The organism is Phaeodactylibacter xiamenensis (assembly GCF_000759025.1).
Taxonomy (GTDB): domain Bacteria; phylum Bacteroidota; class Bacteroidia; order Chitinophagales; family Saprospiraceae; genus Phaeodactylibacter; species Phaeodactylibacter xiamenensis.
The window spans coordinates 12,045-33,336 of the sequence record NZ_JPOS01000037.1 but is presented as its reverse complement, the minus strand read 5'-3'; the positions used below and the strand labels follow the sequence as shown (position 1 = coordinate 33,336).

The following is a 21,292-nucleotide window of genomic DNA, read 5'->3' as shown; positions in this document are numbered from 1 at the left end:
ATTGCGCTTAAATGCAGAGGGTTGCCCCCCGGTAACTAGTGGCCACTTCATATGGCGTATATAATCTACGGTATCACTTTCTGTTTTGAGCAATTTGTTATACCTACCAGGCCACCTCCGGAAAAATAATTATAAATTACTCACCAAATCCTTTAATTTCGGGCAGGTCCCAAGCTTATTCTTCCTTTGAACGAATCTGAAAATATGATCAAAATCAGCCCCGCAGTACTACTGCTGATGCTTAGTTTTTTTCTTTGGCGTTGCCAGGACAGTTCGCCTGCTTCCGGCGGGCAAGCCTCCGGAGTGGATTTCAAGCGCAAAGACAATGTCGTTTACGCCCGGCTTCCTGCCGAGCCCGACCGGCTGAACCCTATACTTGCGGCGAGCACTTACGCCCGCGTGGTGAACGAGCAGCTCTTTCTGAACCTCCTCCACTTCAACCCCACTACGCTGGAGCTGGAACCGCAGCTGGCAAAAGCGCCCCCCGTGGTTAAAGAAATCACTGAGGCCCCCAACGCCGGTGGTGTCGCCTACACTTTCGAAATACATGAGACCGCGGTTTGGGATGACGGCAGCCCGATCACCGGGCATGACCTCGCTTTTACGCTCAAAGCCATTCTCAATCCCAAAGTCAATGCCGCGCACTACCGCGCCTACCTGGAGTTCATCAGCGAGGTGGAGGTCAATGCTGACAACCCCAAAGCGTTCACGGTTTATGCCAATAAGAAATATATACTCGGCGAGCCTGCCATCAGCAATATGACAGTACTGCCTGCCCATATTTATGACCCGGAAGGCCTGCTTAGCCCATACCGTGTGGCGGACTTGTCCGACCCTGAGGCAGCGGCCCGCCTTGTGGAGTCCGACCCGGGCCTGCAGGCTTTTGCAGATGCTTTCAACAGCCCTAAGTACTCCCGGGAAAAAGGCTTCGTTTCCGGTTCCGGCCCTTACACTTTTGAAGGCTGGGAAACCGGGCAGAAAATTGAATTGTCCCGCAAAACTGACTGGTGGGGGGATGAACTGCAGGCGGATTACGCTATGCTTAGCGCGGCACCGGAGCGGTTGGTTTTTACGATTATCCCTGATCAGACGGCCATGCTGGCTGCGCTTAAAGACGAACAGATTGATGTGACGAGCCAGATTGATGCCGAAGACTTTGTCGGCCTCAGGGACAATGAGCTGGTAAGCAACCGTTATGAACTGCATACGCCGCCGGCACTCGTATACTACTTCATCGGGCTCAACAATAAGTCTCCAAAACTGGCAGACAAAAGGGTACGCCGGGCGCTGGCCCACCTGCTTGACGTGGATGAACTGATCAACACCCTTTACAACGGCCTGGCCACCCGCACTGTGGGCCCCTTCCACCCTACCAAGCCTTATTACCATGACGAGCTGCCCCCCATCCCCTTTGACCCGGAACAGGCGCGCAGCTTGCTGGCAGAAGCCGGCTGGGAAGACACCAATGGCAATGGTATCGTAGATAAAAACCTCAACGGCGTACTTACCGAACTGGAGCTGGACTATATCATCAGCTCAGCCAGCAAATTTGCCAACAACCAGGCCCTCCTCTTTCAGGATAATGCCAAACGGGCCGGCGTAAGCATTAATATCGAACCCAAAGAATTTACCGTGCTGATCGACCAGGTCAAAAAGCGCGATTACGAAATCTACTCCAGCGGCTGGGGGCAAGCCCCTATACCCGATGACCCCAAGCAGCTCTGGCACTCGGAAAGCGACACCCCGTCCGGTGGCAACCGCGTCAGCTTCCGCAATGAAGAAGCCGACCGGCTCATCGAAGCGATACAGGTAACCCTGGACGAGCAGAAGCGCCGCGAGCTTTATCTCGAATTTCAGGAGCTGATATACGAAGAGCAGCCTTACATTTTCCTATTTTCGCCACTGGAACGCATTGCCATCAGCAAACGATTCGAAGCGATGGCCTCCGCGCGAAGGCCTGGCTTTTTTGTTCAGGACTTTGTTCTGCGGGATGTAGCGCCCCAATAATTACCTATTTTACCTTAATTCGCCCCAATTCAATCTAAAAACCGACCACATGACTTTACGTTATACCCTCCGCTTCTTGTTGTTTGCTCTATTGATTGGCTTCTTTAGCTGTGGCAGTGATCCCGATCCGGCATCCGATACCGCCCAAACGAACCAAGGCATTGCCCCTGAATCGGTAAGCCTGCAACTGGATGCGGAGCCCGATCAGCTCAACCCCGTGCTGACCCTGAGCAATTATTCCAATACCATTATTGGTGCCACCTTTTCCTATTTGCAGCGGCTCAACCCCACCACCCTGGAGCTGGAACCCGCACTTGCCGTGAGCGCGCCTGAAGTGAAAATTCTGGAAGAAGACCCCTACGCCGGCGGCGTTTCCTACACCTTCGAAATCCGCCCGGAAGCCGTTTGGGACAATGGCAGCCCGGTGACGGCAGAGGACTTCCTGTTCACCATGAAAGCCACCTTCAACCCCAAAGTGCCGGCTGCGCCCTACCGCGTTTATTTGTCCTTTATTAAAGAAGTAGAGATAGATGCGGAAAACCCGAAGCGGTTCACGGTCTACTCCGACCAAAAGTACATCATTGGGGAAGAAGCAATCAGCGCAGCTTTGCCCGTGCTGCCTATGCACCATTATGACTCCCTCGGGTTGATGGCGGACATCCCCCTGCCCGACCTGATGGATACCGAGAAAGCCAAAGCCCTCGCCGAAAGCAACGAAAAGATCAACCAATTTGCCGAGCAGTTCACCAGCCCCTTTTTCAGCCGGGAGCCGGAAGGTGTGAATGGTTGCGGGCCCTACAAGCTGGTGCGCTGGGAAACTGGTCAGCGGCTGGTCCTCGAGCGCAAAGCAGACTGGTGGGGCGATCAGGTGGAAGGCGCAGGCATTGTCATGGAATCCTATCCGCAGGAAATGATCTTCCGCCCCATTCAGGATCAGACCGCAGCGGTGGCTGCCCTGAAGGACGGGCAGCTTGATGTGCTGGCGAATACTGCACCGGAGCAGTTCAATGAATTAAAGGAGACGGCTTTTGTAGCTGAAAAGTTTGACTTCTACACACCACCCTCTCTGGTGCATGCCTTTATTTATGTCAATACCCGCCTTCCAAAACTGGAAGATCCCAAGGTACGCCGGGCTTTGGCCTATGCCACTGATGTGGAAAGCATGATCAATACGGCTTTCTCTGGGCTGGCAGAGCCTTCGACCGGCTCCGTACTCGCTTCCTCTTCTTACCACAACCCGGACATTAAGCCTATCCCCTATGAAGTGGAGAAGGCCCGGGCACTGCTGACCGAAGCCGGCTGGGAAGACAGTAATGATAATGGTATTGTGGACAAAGAAATTGACGGGGTGCTCACGGAATTATCGCTGGAATATAAGTACACCGCCGGGCGGCAGGTTTCTCAAAATGTAGCGCTGCTGCTTCAGGAGTCTGCCAAAAAAGCCGGCATCGAAATCACCCTGACCCCACAGGAGCACAACGTGAATATGGAAGATGTCAGCCGCCGGGACTTCGAGCTCCTGGCAGGTGCCAAAGGCATTCAGCCCATCACCTGGGAGCCCAAGCAGGAGTACCATTCCGAAGGTGATGACCGCAGTGGTTTTGCCACTCCTGAAACCGATGCGCTTATTGACCGTATACAAGTTACCCTGGATCCCAAGGAGCGCAAAAAGCTCTACATGGACCTACAGGCCAAAATCCACGAGTCTATGCCGATCATTCCCATTTTGGTACCGACCGGCCGGCTTATCATTAATAAGGAGTTGGAAGCCCCGATCACACCGGTGTTCCCGGGCTACGTCCCTGCATTATTAAAATTTAAAACCGAGGGCTAGGTGCCCGCCATTTATGCTGCAGTACCTGCTTAAACGCCTGTTGATTTTTCTGCCCACCCTGCTGGTCATCTCTTTGCTGGCCTTTGGGCTGAGCAAGATGGCACCTGGCGACCCGGTGGAACAGCGCAACCGTGATATGGGTGGAGGACTGCAGCGTGAGCTAAGGGACGCAGACCGGGTGTACCGGGAAACGTCCGAATACCTGGGGCTGGACAAGCCTGTTTTTTACCTGAGCCTGTCTTCTGCGGCCTACCCCGACACCCTCTACCGCATCTTCAAGCGCGATGAAAGGGAAAACCTGGTCAAGCTCATTCAACAGTATGGTAACTGGGAAGCCATTTCCAACTACTATCATGCAATACGAAAGGCAGACCAAGGTACCGAACAACTCCTGGGCAAAACCGAAGCCGTTCGTGCCGTGCGCCCACTCATCAAACAGCTGTACCTGGCTTATAAAGACGAGCGCATCAGCAGCCTGCTCGACAAAGCCGCCAGCCAAACCGCCGGAGACAGCACCCTGCAGGCAACCATCGGCACTTCGGTAGCCCAACTGCAGGAAACGTATAGTCAGCTTAAGGCTCAGGCCAGCCCCGGGCGACTCTACATCCCCGATATCAAATGGTACGGGTTCGACAATCAGTACCACAACTGGATTACGGATTTTCTGACCCTCGATTTTGGAGAATCCTTTATTGACAGCCGGCCTGTGGCCGATAAGATGGGGGATGCGCTGCGGTGGACCCTGACGATGAACCTCCTGGCCATTTTTATTGCCTACCTTTTGTCGGTGCCGATTGGAGTGTTTTCGGCGGTCTGGAAAGACAGTACGTTTGACCGTGTGACGACTTTGCTGCTCTTCGTGCTGTATTCGCTGCCGAATTTCTGGATTGCCACGATGCTGGTGGTTTTCTTTACCACGCCGGAGTACGGTATGGACTGGTTTCCGTCTCTGGGACTGGGCGACCTGCCGCCGGAGGCACCATTCTGGCAGCGGTTTGTGGAAGCCGGCACACACCTGGTGCTACCGGTCTTTTGCCTGGCCTACGGTGCGCTGGCCTTTATTTCGCGTCAGGTAAGGGGCGGCATGTTGAACGTGATCCGGCAAGACTACATCCGTACCGCCTGGGCCAAAGGCCTGAATGCGCAACCGGTGATCTGGAAACATGCGTTCAGCAACGCTTTATTTCCCATTATCACGATGTTTGCGAGTATCTTCCCAGCGGTGTTTGCCGGCTCGGTGGTGATTGAGGTGATTTTCAATATACCAGGTATGGGTAAACTGACCGTTGATGCTATTTTTCAGCGCGACTGGCCGGTAGTGTACACCGTATTAATGCTTGCTGCGATACTGACGATGACCGGTATACTGGTGGCTGATATCCTTTATGCAATGGCAGACCCCCGGGTCTCCTACGGAAAAGACAAGAATTAACCATGCTGATTGGCGTACGCAAAGAACAGGAACTGGCTGACCACCTCAGCCAACAGCAGGCTCCCCCGCAGAGCTACTGGTCGATCGTGCGGCAGCAGTTCCGGAAAAACCGGATGGCGGTCTGGTCGCTGCGGGTACTGTACGTACTAGGGTTTATTGCCCTCTTTGCCGACTTCATCGCCAATGAAAAGCCGATATACGCCAAGCTGGACGAGGAGTCGCACTTCCCGGTACTCCGCTCCTATGCGGTTGGGCTGGGGCTGGACAGCTGGGAAGCCCGCTTTTTCCAGAATAGCTGGCATGAGCATGAGTACGACTATGTGATCTGGGCGCCTATCCCCTACTCCGCCCAAACGATGGACCGGAACAACCGCAACTACGTAGCTCCGGGCGATGAGCAGGATGTGCCTTCCACCCGCTTCCGGCACTGGCTCGGCACCGACCAACTGGGCAGAGATGTGGCTGCCGGGATGATTGCCGGCACCCGCACAGCTATGCTCGTTGGTATCGTAGCGATGAGTATTGCAGCGCTGATCGGCATCTTCCTCGGCGCACTGGCCGGCTACTTTGGAGATGAGCGGTTCAGCATTAGCCGGATTCGGTTGGTTCTAAACGGGCTGGGGGTCTTTCTGGCTTACTTCTATGGCTTTCAGGCCCGGTCCTTTGCCCTAAGTGAAGGCACCTTTGGTTGGGAAATATTCAAGAGCCTGGTCCTCATTATCGCCATTATGAGCCTGGTCAATCTGCTTGCGGTGTGGTTGAAAGGCAAGGGAGTCTGGTCGCAACCCATCACCATTCCGCTTGACCTCGGAGTGATGCGGCTGATCGAAGTGGTCAACTCTATCCCCGGGCTCCTGCTCATTCTGAGCATCGTAGCCATCATTGAGGAACAATCGGTTTTTTACATTATGGCCATTATCGGGCTGATTGGCTGGACCGGAATCGCCCGCTTCATCCGTGCAGAGCTTCTGCGGGTGAGAAACCTGGAGTACATTGAAGCGGCACAAGCCCTGGGCTACAGCGAATGGCGGATTATAGCCCGGCATGCCATTCCCAATGCTCTGACGCCGGTGCTCATCACTATCGCCTTTGGGGTCGCCAGTGCGATACTGATGGAAGCCTTTTTATCCTTTCTGGGCATAGGGGTAGCTGCAGAAGAAGTCACCTGGGGCTCCCTGCTCAACCTGGCCCGGAGTAAATTCTCCGCGTGGTGGCTGGCGATCTTCCCCGGGCTGGCGATTTTTGCAACGGTCACGGTATTCAACCTCCTCGGCGAAGGGCTTACCGATGCGTTGGACCCCCGCCGGAAGCAGTAGGCCTAATTTTTGTAGAACTTCTTTGGAAAAAGCTGCGACTTGCCCCCCCGTGTGGGCAGCTCCCCCTTACGGTTAGGTTTGACATGAGCGTTTTCCACTGCCGGGCACCCGGCTTTACGGTTGCAGGAAGAGGTCGTAACCGTCATAAAAGCCATAACCGTACAAAATCCTAATAACAATAAGCTTCGGCGCATGTATGCAAATTTTATTCTGATCAGGAGAAAAATAAACAAGTGTCAAATGTAATTCGCTCCAAAGATATATCCAAAACGTCCAAAACCCTTGAAAATTCTGGCTTCCCGCATTTTTTTTGAGTAGCAAAACTTGGTAATGACAGTTCCAGCGCATAAATTTGCCGCACGTTAAGTTTAACTAATTAAAACATTCAGAAATGAATAAGGGAGATCTTATTAACAAAATCGCCGACAGCGCGAACCTTTCTAAAGCACAGGCTACTGACGCACTGAACGCAGTGCTCGATGGCATCACTGACTCACTGAAGGGCGGTGACAAAGTTACCCTGATTGGCTTTGGTACTTTTTCTGTTTCCCACCGCGAAGCACGCAGCGGACGTAACCCACAAACCGGTGAAACCATCAAAATTGCAGCTAAGAACGTTGTGAAATTCAAGCCCGGTAAAGAAATCTCTGACGCTGTTAACGCTTAATTACAGCTAAGTCTTATAACACACCGGGTGGCGGCTAACGCCTCCGGTGTCCTAAAAGGGCAATCTGGTATACTTATCAGATTGCCCTTTTCTTCATTCTTAAACCACAACCCGCTACAAGCGGGCCGAAAGTACACAGCCCTACATATGAAATTCGGAACCAAAACCATACACGCCGGCGTACACCCGGACCCCGTGACCGGTGCCGTCATGACACCAATCTATCAAACGTCCACCTATGCACAAAGCGCACCGGGCGACCACAAAGGCTATGAATACGCCCGGACTCAAAACCCTACCCGGACCGTACTGGAAAACAACCTCGCTGCACTGGAAAACGGGAAGCATGGTATTTGCTTCGGCAGTGGCCTCGCGGCTATGGATGCCGTACTTAAACTCCTCAATCCGGGGGATGAGGTGGTCTCCACCAACGATCTCTACGGTGGCTCCTACCGCCTGATGACCAAAGTGTACGAGCGCTATGGCATTAAGTCTACCTTTGTCGACTTCAATGACCTGGATGCGGTGCGCGCTGCTATCTCGGATCAAACCAGGCTTCTCTGGGTGGAAACACCAACCAACCCTATGCTCAACATCGTGGACATCGAAGCGGTCTGTGGTATTGCCCGGGAAAAAGGCATCCTGAGTTGCGTAGACAACACCTTTGCCTCTCCATACCTGCAAAACCCGCTGGATTTGGGCGCTGATATTGTCCTGCACTCCGCTACCAAGTACCTGGGCGGCCACTCTGATGTGGTCCTGGGCGCTTTGGTCACTGGCAGCGATGAGCTCGCGGAGCAGTTCCACTTTTTCCAGAATGCCGTTGGCGCCGTCCCTGGCCCTCAAGACTGCTTCCTCGTACTACGGGGCATCAAAACCCTCCATCTCAGAGTAGAACGGGCTTGCCACAATGCTGCACAAATCGCGGAAGTCCTCAAGGGAACGGAGAAGGTAGGCCACGTCTATTATCCTGGCTTTTCTGACCACCCTGGTCACGAAATTGCCAAAAAGCAGATGCGCTATTTTGGCGGCATGGTCTCTTTTGATCTGAAAGATGACCGCTTCGATCACGCAGTAAAAGTGCTCAGCAACACCAAAATCTTCACGCTCGCAGAATCACTGGGTGGCGTGGAGTCGCTCATCGGGCACCCTGCTTCCATGACGCACGCTTCTATCCCGCGGGAGGAACGCCTGAAAGTAGGCCTCACGGATTCACTAATCCGGCTAAGCGTAGGCGTCGAGGATGTCGAAGACCTCATTCAGGACCTGAAGCAGGCACTGGCACAGCTATAAGGCTCCGGCGGGATCAACAACAAAATTAAGGCTTCGGGGTTATGCCCCGGAGCCTTTTTTTATGCTTTACGAACTTCATTCTGTGCCTGAAGTTCACCCGGGGGCTGTAGCTCCATTGATGGTTGTATACCGCCTGTGGATCGCTGACAACTGCCACTTTGGTAGCCTCTGCCAAGTCCGCAAACTGACCGATATGGATGAAAGGGCTATGTACCTGAGCAAAAGCCATACAGTCCACAAAAAGCTAATCATTGGAATAGTGCTCTGCATCAATTTGAATTTGGTGGTTGACTAAAGATGCAGGATTCCAAAGGTGAAAACAACCACCTATTCCGGGGCAGATGAAGAAAATAGTCTACAAATTGTTTACAGGGGTTGCAAATAAAAACTTTTTGTTTTACTTTTGTTTTAAACACAATCTTAGGAAACAAAATGTATCAAAAATGAGCCCGCAAGCAGAACACATCAAAAATTATCTACAGCGCAACTGGTTTAAGCTAAGCATTGCTGCCCTATTGATTTTTGTAGCCTTAAAAAAAGACCTCAGCTTTAAGCTCAACCTCAATACACCGGTGCAGCTGGAGCAAAGCCCGGAAGAACCGCCACAGGAAAAAGCCGTCAAAAGTGAGCGGTATACGGAAAATGCCACCCTTGATGCTCCGGCCAGCCAAACGGAGCATTTTGACCTGACCGCTGCGGCGCGCAGCCCTAAAAAGGCCAATGCCCTGGAGCGGCTGCAGCGTACCGGGCAAGACCGAATTAAGCAATACATTGAACGCTTTGACAAAGTAGCAAAAAGTGAAGAGCGCAAGTTTGGAATACCGGCAGCGGTTACCCTGGCGAGTGCCCTGCTGCACAGTCAGGCGGGCACAGCTCCCTGGTCCGGAGAGGGGCGCAACAACCACTTCCTGTTGCCTTGCACAGAGGACTGGAAGGGGGCTGAAAAGGCTTATGATGGCCGTTGCCTCAGGCAGTATGAGAATGCATGGACAAGCTTTAGGGACCACAGTTTCTACGTTACCACCGGCCCCTACAGCGAACTAAAAACACTAGGCGTAGATGATATCAGGGGCTGGGCGGCAGCACTGCAGGACAAAGGGTTTTCGGAAGAGCCCGGCTTTGCTGCCCAATTGCTGGAGGTGATCCGGGTGTATGGGCTGTAGCCGTTTGGGAGGGTGGCGGTTGCCTGTGCGGCGCTAATCCGTTTCGACGCCTTTTAGCTCGTGCTTGTAGTAGTCGACACAGGCACCGAATACCCAGCCCTCCTTACCACTCGGCGTGCGTACTTTTACCCAGGGTTCTTCTGCGGTAATTTCGCCCAGGTCAATGCGTTGTGTCGTATCCGTCACCTCACCCAGAAACTGCAATTCATCATAGAGCTCCAGGCGCTCCATGATTTTGAAGCGGAGGCCCGGCCCGGTGCGCATATTCAGCGCAGGTGTGATGACATAGAGCGGTGTGGAAATAGCCGGCTCAACGCTTTCCGCTTCAGGTGCCGGGTTCTTTAGGGGCTTTACGGTAGTATCCAGGGGCATATAGTCGCCAACCAGCCCGGCACCGCGCAGGGAATCCGCCTGAGCCTCCTCTATGGCTTCCTGCTGTGCCTGTTCCTCGTAGGCCTCCTGCGTAGCCGCGCATTTGGAGACCGCCCAAATCATAAACAAAATAAAAAAGCCCCCAATGATGAGGATCTCTACCTTTGGTAACATACCACCAGACTGCTCACTCATACAAGATTGTTTTCAACGCTTTTTGTGTTACAAACTACAAAAAAGCTACAAAAAATTGCTTCCATAATCTGAAAAGCCTATCTTTGAAGCGAAATTATAAATTAACGCGGAATTGTCCTCCGAGCCTGCCCATTCGGGCAGCAATATTTCGGTTAACGGCTAGTCAGCGCATTGTTTTTTGAGTGCACTTTATGCTGACTGTCTATTCTGTCTTGTCTGTGCAGGGTGTTCTTCTCACCCGTTATTCCAGTCTATTTTGATTCATGAGCTGAAGGTTTACTCCGCGCCAGCTATACTAACATGAATGATGATATCTTCTACCAGGTCGCTTTGACGCTCATCCCCAAAGTTGGTGCGGTGACAGCCCGTAATCTAATGAGCTACTGTGGCGGAGCAAGAGCTGTTTTCGAGGCGACAGAAAAAGAACTGAAGGGAGTACCGGGTATCGGCGCTCAGCTCCTGCACAACATTCGCAACTCAGATGCCCTTTTCATGGCAGAGCGCGAGCTGGACTTTATTGAAGCGCATGGCATTAAGGTTTTATTTTACACTGACCCCGGGTATCCACAACGGCTCAGGCATTTACCCGACAGCCCACCTTTGCTTTATTACAAAGGCAACGCTGATCTAAATGCCAAACGTACGGTGGCAATTGTCGGGACCCGGCGGCCGAGCCCGCAGGGGGTGCATTTCTGCGAAGAGCTGGTGGAAGGGCTAAAACCTTATAATGCAACGGTAGTAAGCGGGCTGGCCTTTGGCATTGATATCGCCGCCCACCGGGCCTGTATTGCGAATGAAATCCCTACAGTAGGCTGCGTTGCGCACGGGCTGGAACGCATCTACCCGGCTCAACACACCTATTCAGCTCTTGAAATGATTGAAAACGGAGGGCTGCTCTCCGAATATCCCAGTCAGACGAAACCCGACCGGGAGCGATTCCCTATGCGCAACCGCATTATTGCCGGTCTTTGTGACGCTCTTATCGTAGTGGAGACCCAGCGGCAGGGCGGGTCTATGATTAGTGCGAAGATGGCAAATGACTACCATCGCGACGTTTTTGCCGTCCCCGGCCGGATACGGGACAGATCCTCAGCAGGCTGCAATCTGCTCATCAAAAGCCACCGGGCCAACTTACTGGAAAGCGTGGACGACCTTGCCTACGTGATGCGCTGGGAAAAGTCAGATGTTCAACAGGGCATACAGCGCGAACTCTTCCCTGACCTTACGCCCGGAGAGGAGACCATTGTCGCACTCCTGAAACAACAGGATTTATTGCCGGTCGACCAGATATCGGCCGCTACGCAACAAAGCAACAGTGAGCTGGCAGCGCTGCTTTTGGGGCTGGAGTTTAAAGGGGTCGTTCGAACGCTTCCGGGCAAGCGGTATACCCTTGTCTGAAAACAAGTGGGTTTTGTAACTTAGCGCGATTTGAATTGGCAAACCCGACCGCCCTGTTATCAGCGCGTAAAATCATTTTCATGAAGTTTCAGCTACACTACCTGCTTTTTTTACTCTTGCTGCCATTTGGCTGCAAAAGCCCGGAGAACCTTAACCTGGAGCTTCTGGAGCGCGAACCACCTGCCCGGAATATCATCTTGCTGATCGGTGACGGTATGGGTATTGGCCAGATCAGTGCCGGCATGTACAGCCATAAAAAGCCCCTGAATATTGAGCAATTTAATATCATTGGCCTTCAGAAAACTTACGCTGCGGATGACCTGATCACAGACTCAGCGGCCGGGGCTACAGCTTTTGCCACCGGGCATAAGACTAATAAAAGTGCGCTCGGGTTGGATGCCAGCGGCAATGTAGTCTCCAATATCTTTGAGCAGGCAAAAGAGCGGGAATACGCACTCGGGCTGCTGACCACTTCCTCTATAGTACACGCCACACCGGCCGGATTTTTCGCACACGTACCCCTGCGCAGTCAGTACGAAGATATTGCAGAACAACTCACGAATAAAGAGATCGATTTTTTCATGGGAGGAGGCATGCGCTATTTCAACAACCGGGATACAGATGGCCGGGACCTCATTAGCGACATGAGAAAGAACGGCTATAACATCTATGATGCCTACGAAACGGAGCTGTATACGATCACGCCTGACTTTAGCCGGGGTTTTGGTTATTTCACAGCTAAGGAAGACCCACCCAAAAACAAAGATGGGCGGAAGTACCTCCCACCGGCGACCCGTATCGGGACCCGGTTTCTTCAAAAACGCAGCAGCCGGGGCTTTATATTTATGGTCGAAGGTGCTCAGATCGACTGGGCCGGGCATGCCAATGACCAGGAATACATGATTACAGAAATGCTGGACTTTGATGAGGCAGTTGGCGAAGCATTGGCTTTTGCCAAACGTAATAAAGAAACACTGGTCATCGTCACGGCCGACCACGAGACCGGAGGCTATGCCATTCAGCCGGGCTCCACCAGGGACTCTCTTATTGCCGGGTGGACAGCAGACAACCATACCGCCAGCCTCGTGCCTGTTTTTGCTTATGGACCACGGGCAGAACTCTTCCGGGGCATTTATGAAAATACTGCCATCTACGATAAAATGGTGCAAGCCCTTGGTTGGGGTGAGGAGACAGCTGCAGAAGAGAAATAAAAAAAAGCAGTTGCGGATGTACTGCAACTGCTTTTTTCATCAAAACCCTATGGGCTTAATTCAGCTGGAAGCGGACGATAACCCCCCCTGATGCATCTGTTCTCGGCGCAGCCGGGCCAATAGCCGGAACCGTACGCCGGTAATCAAAGAACAGGCGCAGTGAGAGCCGCTGACTGATTGCATACTCTGCTGAAGGCGATATCGAAAAGGCATAAGTACCCCGGGTAGGCTCCTGAATACCCTCATCCAACCGGTGGGCAAAGCTGATATCATCCCGGATCGACATATCGAAGTTGATATCCAGGTCCTGCCCTTGCAAACCCCGGCCACCGCCGCCTCGCCGGTTATTCCTACCTTGATTTTGCTGGTTAGGGTCTTGCTCCTCCTCTTCTTCCTTTTTACGGTCTCGCTTCTTATTGCTCCCTGTCAGGAATGGAATGTCTACATTACGGATCAGGTAACCAAACCCAACGGTAAACTCCTCGGATTGAGTTTCATTCAGCTGGTAGTTGACGGTACTCAGGGCCAGTGTACGGGATTTTTTGTAATCTACATTCAGGCTTATACCATTTTGCAGAGTCATATCCAATGCAATCAGCGGAGCAAACTGTTCCTGAACGACCACATCGGCAATCTCCAAACGCGGATAAAAGTTGAACGTCCCGGTATCTATGGGCTCGGTAGCCCGGGTAGCCAGGAACGGCAGGCTCGACCGGAAGTTATTCACGCTAAGCGTGGACCGGTACCCGTGGGAGATAGAAAAGTTCTGGAAGATATCCCTAAAGAATGGAATCCGGGATAAGCCATTGTATTGCATCCTCCAGTTGACAGAAGGCATTTGATCAAAAATATTTAACCGCACACTATTGGGGTCCACATCCCGGTAAGCAGCAATGAAAGCAGGCAGAATAACCTCCTGCTGTGTATTACCATAGCCCCGGGTATAACCCAGCGCGCTAAGGTTTTCATCCTGATGATTTCCCACTCCTAAACGACGGGAAATAATGACGCGGTTGGCTTCGAAAGTATTAAAGAGCTCGCTGATATCATCCCGGCTGTCCCGGAATAGCGTACTCAGCGCATTGTAGGTCATTTGTGTGCTGCCCGTTTCGTAGGGAATGGTATGCACCAGCCGCCGGACGCCATCGCCGGGGAGGGTATCCTTGAACGTCTCTGAGTAATTCTCTGTGAAAGTCCGGTTGAGCTCCAGGTCAATGCGGAAGTCCTGGAAAGGCTCAATGGTAGCCCGCGCATCAAATCGCTGCGAATAGGTCTGCATAACCTCCCGGTTGAGGAAGGAACTCCCGGTAATCCACTGCTCGTTTTCCCTCAGCCAATCTCCCTCAATATTATTTGGATTGGGGTTGAACAACTGGTCGTCTGTTAAGTTTCGGATATTTGGCTGCAAACCTGCCACAAAGCCCCAGCCCGGAGAGTCAAAATCCGTCATACCCAGTATCTGGGACTGCGGCATGTAACCCGGCACTGTAGTCGAAAACTGCTCATTATAATTAAAACGCACCCGCCGGACCAGCATCAACGGCCGGATCAATGCCCGTTCGATGGTCGATGGGCCATTGCGTTTCTTCTTTTTATCCTCGTCGTCATCCTGTTGGCTCTTGTCATCATCACGGGAACTCGGCTGCCGGCTGCGCGAACGGTTTGCGCCACCTCCGCCTCTTGAGCCCCGGTTGATCTTCCGCAGGTAATCTACTTTGTCATAAAGCCGCTCCAGGTTAAAGTCGAGGTCTGCCGTTCGGTTTTGGTTATTCTGAATGACATTACCAAGGCTATCCACGTTCAGGGCGGCAGCAGTCCAGTTGTAGCTGCCCTGGTACTGTACCTTTGCTGTCACCCAGCCCTGCAAAAGGGGCAGGTGCTTGATGGGCAGGTCATATCCCACGCTTAAGTTATGCTGATAATTCTTGGGCCGGCCGAAGTTGCGGATATTCGTCCAGATACTATCCCGCCGGATCTCCCGCGCTTGTTCAAACCCGAAGGTCTCAACCAGGAAAGATTCATTGGGCTCATCAATTACAGCACTGTTGGTCGCATTGAAATTGAACTTCAAAGCTCTCGTCAGGTCCCACTGCAAGTCATAATCCCGGTCCCAGGTAAACCTTTTGTTGTAGAAAGTCCGGTACTCCGGTGCCACATCCGTGAAGCGGTAGCTCGTCGTTTCGAACACCCGGTTCATGATTGAGCTGAAGCTAAAGGCATTAGGCAACGGGTTGAAGTTAAACTCCGAAATGATCTTGAAAGCATTGCCCTGTATCCCTTTAAAAGGCTCAATGTAGTTGGTCCGCCTGCTAAAGGCATAATCGATAGAGCCGGTATGCCGCTCTTCTTCGTTAAACTCAATAATCGGATCCCGAAACTCAGACTCCGTATAGGAATAGGACGCGCTGAAGTTGGAGATATCCCACGGCATCGCTGCCTTACTGTTATTCGCCCGCTCTTTGCGGACATTCGTCAGGTTCACACTTTTGATCGTGGTGACCTCCTGGGCAGCAGCCCGTATAGAATCGCGCTCGGTCCGGTTATCTGCATCCCTGATTTTATCTTCCAGCAGGATATCCAAATCGTAAGGATCAAATTCCGGTGTGCTCGTGGTATTGGACAACTGTGCGTAGAATGGCAACTGAAGCCCCCAGCTATCCGGCAGGAACTTGTCCAAATTGAAGTTGACCGCAAAGTCATAGCCCGTCAGCCGCTCCCGGGCCCGTTCCTGTACTTTCTGGTCCAATGCACCAAAGCCAATAGTGCTGATGTTACCAGCTGCAGCAATCGAACCGAAGTCCGCCAACTGAGCATCAATCCTTGCAGTAGCAGCGGCACCGCCCCGCTCATCCAGACCGGTAAGCCGCATTTCATTTATCCAGACCTCCAGATCGAAGTTCTCGTCCTCCGTCACAAAGTCGTACTGATTTCGCACCCCGACCATCAGGACTTTCACCTGCCCCACACTGGGGTTGCCCCTTATTTTCAGGCGGTGAATCTTAGAGCCTACCTGCTGCTGCTCGACATATTCCTCGCTCAGGTTTACGCCGCCCTCGTTGCGCCGCTTTTTAAGCTCTACAAAGTCTTTCAGCGCGAAGTCAAACCCGTTGTCCGGCCGCCAAACTGCATTTTTATAGGAAGAGCTGGTTGGCGCTCCCGACAGGTCCTCCACTTCCGACATCGTCAGCGGAATTTCGTATTCGTAATAATTGCCCTGGAAGTCACTACCCAGGCGTACGAAAATAGAGGTAGCACCCTCCGGAATCTCCGTACCATTCTTTTCTTCAGCGTGGATGAACATTTTGAAGCGTTCGTAAACCCGCATGTCCATGTTGATGACTTTGAAGACCGAGCGGGTCGCCCCGTTACACAGGTCTTCGATATTGAGCGACAGGGACTGCTCATTCTGCAGGTTGGTAAAAACGCCTACTGCCCGTTCCCGCTGAATACCTTCCGGCAGCACGTAGTTGAACGGTTCACGCCCGCTGTTCTCCTCGATATTGACGTTATCGACCGTGAAGTTGGTCTCGTCGTCAATACATTCCGGTGTGGCAGGGCCTCCTACCTCAGACAGGTCCGGGCGATAGCGCCGCCATTGGTTTCTGACCAGTTCGAGACGGGCAAAACGCAGCGTCACCGGCGCATTGAAATTGTGCAGGTACATCCGCATAAACTGAATAGAGCGGAAGTCCCGGATGCCACCGACTGCCTTATCGGGCTCCGTCAATGGGATGCGGAAACGGTACCAGATCCGTCCGTTGGAAGCCTGCCTGCGGTCGGTGATATAAGGTGTCTCTTCAAGGTCAATTTCACCGGGGTTCTCCAGGCTACGGCGCAATGGGATCTTGTACTCGAAGTAGGTTTCCGATTCATTCAGGGTATTGTCCTGGTTGAGGTCCTCTGCATCCGGGATGTTGGTACCGGTTTGGCGGAGGTTTTGGTTACCTGTATTTTGAGAAGCGGAGCGGGAGTTGCCGTCCGGGTTGTTGAATTGGATGTAGCGCTCGTAGACCCCCGCTTCGTTAGGCCATTGCCCATCGTTATAGTACCGGAAGTTGTCCTGTGAAGGGTCTTCTGCCACCTGCTGTCCCACCACCGGGTTGGTCGCCGAAATCGCCTCGATGTAATCCTGGTATTTGATCCGCTCGGCGGCATCATTCAGGCCGTCCAGCCCTACGTCCTGCTGCTCACGGGTGGCCTCGTCAATGTCGAAGCCCCGGGTAATCTGTTGGGAAACGGGCACGCGTGACCATTCCGTATCATTGGTCGGGCGGCTGGGGTTGGTCGGTCCGGGAAGGCCGTTCTCGTAAAACAGGCGCGAGTCCCGGAGGATATCCTCTGAAATGTTACCCAGGTTGATATAGAGGTCTCCCTGCTTGGCATCAGCGTCAGAAGCAGCACCCTGCCCGGACTCGTCCAGGAAAGGGCTCAGCATCCAGAATTCCAGGAATTCAATATTGGCAGACTGGAAATCGTTGGTGGTCATGTCACGCATAATACCCGCCCATCGGGTTTGGGGGTCCTTGAGTTCCACCCGCCCATTGGAGGTTTCCACCCCTCTTGTATAGCCGGGATAGCCTTCAGGGATATCAAAGTTATAAGGGCCACGGAGGGTAGGATAATAACGCAGGTCAAAGGTCTGTACGTTCGGTAATTGGTTGGGCTGTAGCTGCAAATTAGGGAAGACCTCAAGCTGAGGCACCTGGCTGGTGTATATATTCTCATTATCGTTCCCGCCACGTGCCGCCTGATCGATCCGGTACCAGTTGAGCAGAGCCCGGTTGGCACCGTAGCGCAAGTCATTGATGAGCTGCCCTTCCGGGAGAAGCTGTTCTGCGCCCGGGTCGTCATTCCGCGGCACACTGGCCAGGAACCAACGGTTGGCCTGAGCGCGGAGGTCGAAGCTTGCACCACTGCCTTCAAAGTCATCGATGTAGACCACGCCCCCTTCGTCCACCGGGTTCAGGCTGATCGCCCGGGCATGGCCAGGTTGAATAGCGGCGACCTCTGCAGCTACCGTGATATTGGATGGTTCCTTCGTAGACAAGCCCGGGAGGGCATCTACTGCACGGGTCAGCCAGGGTGCCTGACGGCTCAGGTTGAGGTCCAGCCCGTAGATATTGTTGTTGATAGGGTCATCTCCAACGTTTACTTTCTGGGTAAACGGCCGCTCGAAAAGCTTCAGGAAGGTCGCACCGATGTTAAAGTTCTCATCGATTTCATAGTCGGCCCTCAAACCGACCATCGTCTTTTGCTGGAAGCCGAAAAGGGTGTTGTCCTCAAAGGAAACATTCACCGGCACGCCCGATTGCAGGATGGCATCATTCAGGATGCGGACCTTACCAATGGTGTAGTCCACCTCATAATCCCGGCCCTCCTGTAGTACCTGCCCGCCGGCGCGCACTGTCACCGAGTTCGGAGGGATATTGAAGGCACCGAGCGATATCTCTGAGGAGACACTCGATTTGTATTCGCCCCGAATGATAAACCGGTTCTGCTCGGCAGCTTCCTGCGCCAGGAATACGGTAGTCCGGTAGAGGGAGTCGTAAACGTATTTTCGCCGGAGTTCTTCGTCATTAATTTGCCGGGCCAAAGCTTCCCCGAAGGGTTCCAATACCGGGAACATGATCCGCCCGTTTCGGGGGTTGATGGTTACGCCGGGCACAAAGTCAAAGATACCGTCGGGCTGCGGGTCCCCCTGCGTATTCAGGCTATCGAGGTTGAAAATGCGCAGCAGCGGAATGCCTGCGATGTTGGTCTCCGGCAGGAATCGCTTTTGGCCTGCGCCGGGATCATCGTAGAAAATATCGAGGCGGAAGTCCTCTTGATTCACCTGGAAGGCACCGATGGGGTACACGTTTTTCATCATCAGGTCCCAGGTCGGCACGTCGGTCCGCTGCGTGGTACTCTTCAGCATTTTCACAAAGAGCACCTTTGGCGTCAGGTCGGTGGTATCAGTACCAACGGTGCTGTTGTTGATCGACATCTCCCCTACCCGGAAGATGCTACCGTTGTACTCATATTCGAAAGCCACGCCCAGCACCTGATCGGGCTGCACATTGATATTCACGGAGACGAAGCCCAGCTCCGGGTGGAAGGTATACTCTGAAGGCTGTAGCTTACGCGCACTTACTTTTTCAAAATCGCGGGTTTGCTGCAGCTCGAAGTCGTTTTTGAGGGTAGAAACCGCGCGGTCGATATCCCGGACCTGTTCGCCACGGGAGATGATGCGGCTGTACAGGTCGTTGGCGGAGTTATCAGGGAGCAGGTCCCGGTTGACCAGGTCGCGCTTGTTCCAGGATGGATTTTGATTAATTTTATCCGGGCTAACCAGGCGGTTCGGCTCAGCCAGGTCAGCCAGAGCGACGATATCCCGCACATCCGTTACTTCATTCCGGTCATTGGTGATCCAGACCTCGAGTTTTTTGATTTTGAAGAGGCTGTTGATCTGCGGCAGGTTCTGCAGGGAGCGGTTGAAGTTGTCGCGGTTGTAAAAAGTCAGGAGGAAGTGGCGGTTTTCGTCGTATTCATCGGCGCGGACTTCAAACTCCTGCACCTGGCTGCCGCCTTCGATTTGAATGTTTTCCTGTTGCGAGCGCTGCTGAGAGACAATGGGCGTCAGGCGCAGGTGCCCGAACTTCAGTTCTGTTTTCAGGCCGAAGAGGCTTTGCCCACCCTGAATCAGGTTGCCCCGGAGTGGCAGGCTTACGTTACCGGCTTCAATTTTCTGCAGGATAGCATCCTCTCCCCCTTCAAAGTTGTCGGAGTTATAGTCCAGCTTAATCTGGTTGTCGAAGTTGAAGTTGGCGTTGGTGTTGTACGTGGTGGTCAGGTTCAGTTTTTCCCCGATTTTACCAACTACGTTCATGTTGATATTCATGTTGAAGTCGAAGTTGGTCAGGTTCCGCTGCCGTTCGGGGAGGTCGGGGCGTTCGGTGATACTGGAATTAACGCCGAAGGTGAGGTCGATGTTACCCTGTGGGCGGATGTCCACCTCCGTGCCACCGAACAGGCGCTCCAGGAGGTTTTCCTTCACGTCGATTTTCTCAATGGGGTCAAGCGCCCCGGTAGCCCCGGTAGAGCTGATGCCCGCCAGCTCATTAAAATAATTCTGCTGATCCTGTCTTTGACGGAAATTGAGGTACTCATCAAAAGACATAAAGGTAGGCGGGCGATAGAAGTCTTCCCCAATTTTTTCAGTGATGATATACTGGCCGGTAGCCGGGTCAAATTCCACATTCTGCTGAACGACATCGGGGTCATTGAGGTCGAATGGATTGGAATTCGGGTTCGTCAGAAAGTCGCCAAAACGCTCATCGATGTCCGGGATGGTATCCGAAGCAACCGTGTAGCTGCTGCTGTAGGGGTCCTCCTTTAGGTGAGGGCCGCTTCCCAGGGCAATAGTTGCTATCCCACACAAAAACGTAGCGAGTATCAGTAGTTTATTCATATTCAACATCATGGAATTCTTGCACGAGGCATCGCTTAATCCGTAGAAAATCAAAAAGTCAGGGCATCAAAAGGGTTAAAATCTTGTTAATCCTAATCCTTTTACGAACACAATTTTCAGGGTGTTTCACCTATAAACGAAGGTGACGGGTATATTTTACCCCACCCTACAACTTTAACATTCTGCTTTTGGGAAACTCCGGAAGCCTCCTGTCCTGTCTTAAAAGACGGCGCAAAGTAACGCATTTCAACAGGGGCAACCAAAGCGAAATAGATTTGGTTAAGAAAGCTCCTTAAGCGTGAGCTTGATCAGGGTTTCTACCTGGCCAATACCCGGCTGGGCTTTCAGTACTTTGTTAAGGGCTTTTTGGGCATGTATGCGGTTAAACTGCAGCGCAACCAAAGCTGATAACGCCTCCTCCCGGATCGTATTGTCTGCCTGCGGCACATTGGCTGGCAGGTTTTCATCGCCCCCATCCTTCAGGAGCTTATCCTTGAGATCGAGTATGATCCGCTGCGCGGTTTTCGCACCAATACCCTTGATTCGCTTGAGCCCGGCCACATCCTCGCCGATGATAGACGCCCGCATCTCATCTGGCGTCATGGAAGAAAGCATTAGCTGTGCCGTACTTGGCCCTACTCCGGATACGGAGATCAGATGGCGGAACAGGTTACGCTCTATGGACTCGGCAAACCCGTAGAGGGTATGGCTGTCCTCTTTGATATGCTGATGGGTCAGAATCTTGACCGCTTCCAGCTTTTCGATCAAAGCATAGGTATGCAGGCTGATATTAATATGGTAACCAATGCCACCGGCTTCCACCACGACATAGGTTGGGCTTTTGTGGGTGATATTCCCCTTGATGTAAGTAATCATGAGTGAACAGGGTGAGTGAAAATGGGCCGTTTCGGATAATCAGGCTGCGAAGGTAAGAAGTTCCGCTGTAAACGAGAA

Annotated in this window: 13 protein-coding genes; 9 read left to right on the top strand and 4 right to left on the bottom strand. The window is 52.8% G+C overall.

The features are described from left to right. Window positions 1-204 precede the first annotated feature (204 nt). Genes IX84_RS14650 through IX84_RS14635 form a run of 4 tightly spaced genes read left to right on the top strand, consistent with a single transcriptional unit; the run spans window position 205 to window position 6,589 of the window. A complete protein-coding gene (locus IX84_RS14650) occupies window positions 205-2,007 on the top strand; it encodes an ABC transporter substrate-binding protein (RefSeq protein WP_044222251.1) in 1,803 nt (600 codons plus the stop codon). Between the two features lie 49 nt (window positions 2,008-2,056). Continuing rightward, a complete protein-coding gene (locus IX84_RS14645) occupies window positions 2,057-3,841 on the top strand; it encodes an ABC transporter substrate-binding protein (RefSeq protein WP_052516023.1) in 1,785 nt (594 codons plus the stop codon). A gap of 13 nt (window positions 3,842-3,854) precedes the next feature. Next, on the top strand, window positions 3,855-5,273 hold the full coding sequence (locus IX84_RS31040) for an ABC transporter permease (RefSeq protein WP_052516022.1): 1,419 nt from the start codon (window positions 3,855-3,857) through the stop codon (window positions 5,271-5,273). Between the two features lie 2 nt (window positions 5,274-5,275). Continuing rightward, window positions 5,276-6,589: an ABC transporter permease gene (locus tag IX84_RS14635; protein ID WP_052516021.1), complete on the top strand. Its 1,314-nt coding sequence runs from the start codon at window positions 5,276-5,278 to the stop codon at window positions 6,587-6,589. Window positions 6,590-6,591: 2 nt separating this feature from the next. Here IX84_RS14635 and IX84_RS32955 read toward each other — a convergent pair whose 3' ends face one another. Beyond that, entirely contained in the window at window positions 6,592-6,783 is a 192-nt protein-coding gene (locus tag IX84_RS32955; RefSeq protein WP_152605072.1) for a hypothetical protein, read from the bottom strand. A 197-nt stretch (window positions 6,784-6,980) separates the two neighbouring features. Here IX84_RS32955 and IX84_RS14625 point away from each other — a divergent pair, with 197 nt between their 5' ends. The 3 genes from IX84_RS14625 (at window position 6,981) to IX84_RS31035 (ending at window position 9,712) form a co-directional block, all read left to right on the top strand. Then, entirely contained in the window at window positions 6,981-7,256 is a 276-nt protein-coding gene (locus tag IX84_RS14625) for an HU family DNA-binding protein (RefSeq protein ID WP_044222245.1), read from the top strand. A 147-nt stretch (window positions 7,257-7,403) separates the two neighbouring features. Further along, complete coding sequence (locus IX84_RS14620; protein ID WP_044222242.1) at window positions 7,404-8,549, top strand: cystathionine gamma-synthase; 1,146 nt, start codon at window positions 7,404-7,406, stop codon at window positions 8,547-8,549. A gap of 443 nt (window positions 8,550-8,992) precedes the next feature. Next, complete coding sequence (locus tag IX84_RS31035; protein ID WP_052516020.1) at window positions 8,993-9,712, top strand: glucosaminidase domain-containing protein; 720 nt, start codon at window positions 8,993-8,995, stop codon at window positions 9,710-9,712. 33 nt (window positions 9,713-9,745) lie between these two features. Here IX84_RS31035 and IX84_RS14605 read toward each other — a convergent pair whose 3' ends face one another. After that, window positions 9,746-10,279: an SH3 domain-containing protein gene (locus IX84_RS14605; RefSeq protein ID WP_044222236.1), complete on the bottom strand. Its 534-nt coding sequence runs from the start codon at window positions 10,277-10,279 to the stop codon at window positions 9,746-9,748. A gap of 300 nt (window positions 10,280-10,579) precedes the next feature. Between IX84_RS14605 and dprA the strand changes: the two genes are divergently transcribed. Together dprA and IX84_RS14595 are read left to right on the top strand one after the other, a co-directional pair. After that, complete coding sequence (gene dprA, locus IX84_RS14600; protein WP_044222231.1) at window positions 10,580-11,677, top strand: DNA-processing protein DprA; 1,098 nt, start codon at window positions 10,580-10,582, stop codon at window positions 11,675-11,677. Window positions 11,678-11,757: 80 nt separating this feature from the next. After that, entirely contained in the window at window positions 11,758-12,888 is a 1,131-nt protein-coding gene (locus IX84_RS14595) for an alkaline phosphatase (RefSeq protein WP_044222228.1), read from the top strand. Between the two features lie 55 nt (window positions 12,889-12,943). Here the strand turns inward: IX84_RS14595 and sov are convergent, their stop codons facing one another. Continuing rightward, the gene (sov, locus tag IX84_RS14590; RefSeq protein ID WP_044222362.1) at window positions 12,944-20,338 is read right to left on the bottom strand and encodes a T9SS outer membrane translocon Sov/SprA; all 7,395 of its coding nucleotides are present in this window, start codon (window positions 20,336-20,338) and stop codon (window positions 12,944-12,946) included. A gap of 279 nt (window positions 20,339-20,617) precedes the next feature. After that, window positions 20,618-21,214 carry a Holliday junction branch migration protein RuvA gene (gene ruvA, locus IX84_RS14585; protein WP_044222225.1) on the bottom strand — a complete coding sequence of 199 codons (597 nt, stop codon included), beginning with the start codon at window positions 21,212-21,214 and terminating at the stop codon, window positions 20,618-20,620. Between the last annotated feature and the right edge of the window lie 78 nt (window positions 21,215-21,292).

Coding starts and splice junctions, on each gene's coding strand:
- IX84_RS14605 (WP_044222236.1), bottom strand. CDS start 10,279: ATGAGTGAGCAGTCTGGTGGTATGTTACCAAAGGTAGAGATCCTCATC.
- IX84_RS14635 (WP_052516021.1), top strand. CDS start 5,276: ATGCTGATTGGCGTACGCAAAGAACAGGAACTGGCTGACCACCTCAGC.
- dprA (WP_044222231.1), top strand. CDS start 10,580: ATGAATGATGATATCTTCTACCAGGTCGCTTTGACGCTCATCCCCAAA.
- IX84_RS31035 (WP_052516020.1), top strand. CDS start 8,993: ATGAGCCCGCAAGCAGAACACATCAAAAATTATCTACAGCGCAACTGG.
- sov (WP_044222362.1), bottom strand. CDS start 20,338: ATGAATAAACTACTGATACTCGCTACGTTTTTGTGTGGGATAGCAACT.
- IX84_RS14625 (WP_044222245.1), top strand. CDS start 6,981: ATGAATAAGGGAGATCTTATTAACAAAATCGCCGACAGCGCGAACCTT.
- IX84_RS32955 (WP_152605072.1), bottom strand. CDS start 6,783: ATGCGCCGAAGCTTATTGTTATTAGGATTTTGTACGGTTATGGCTTTT.
- IX84_RS14645 (WP_052516023.1), top strand. CDS start 2,057: ATGACTTTACGTTATACCCTCCGCTTCTTGTTGTTTGCTCTATTGATT.
- IX84_RS14620 (WP_044222242.1), top strand. CDS start 7,404: ATGAAATTCGGAACCAAAACCATACACGCCGGCGTACACCCGGACCCC.
- IX84_RS14650 (WP_044222251.1), top strand. CDS start 205: ATGATCAAAATCAGCCCCGCAGTACTACTGCTGATGCTTAGTTTTTTT.
- ruvA (WP_044222225.1), bottom strand. CDS start 21,214: ATGATTACTTACATCAAGGGGAATATCACCCACAAAAGCCCAACCTAT.
- IX84_RS14595 (WP_044222228.1), top strand. CDS start 11,758: ATGAAGTTTCAGCTACACTACCTGCTTTTTTTACTCTTGCTGCCATTT.
- IX84_RS31040 (WP_052516022.1), top strand. CDS start 3,855: ATGCTGCAGTACCTGCTTAAACGCCTGTTGATTTTTCTGCCCACCCTG.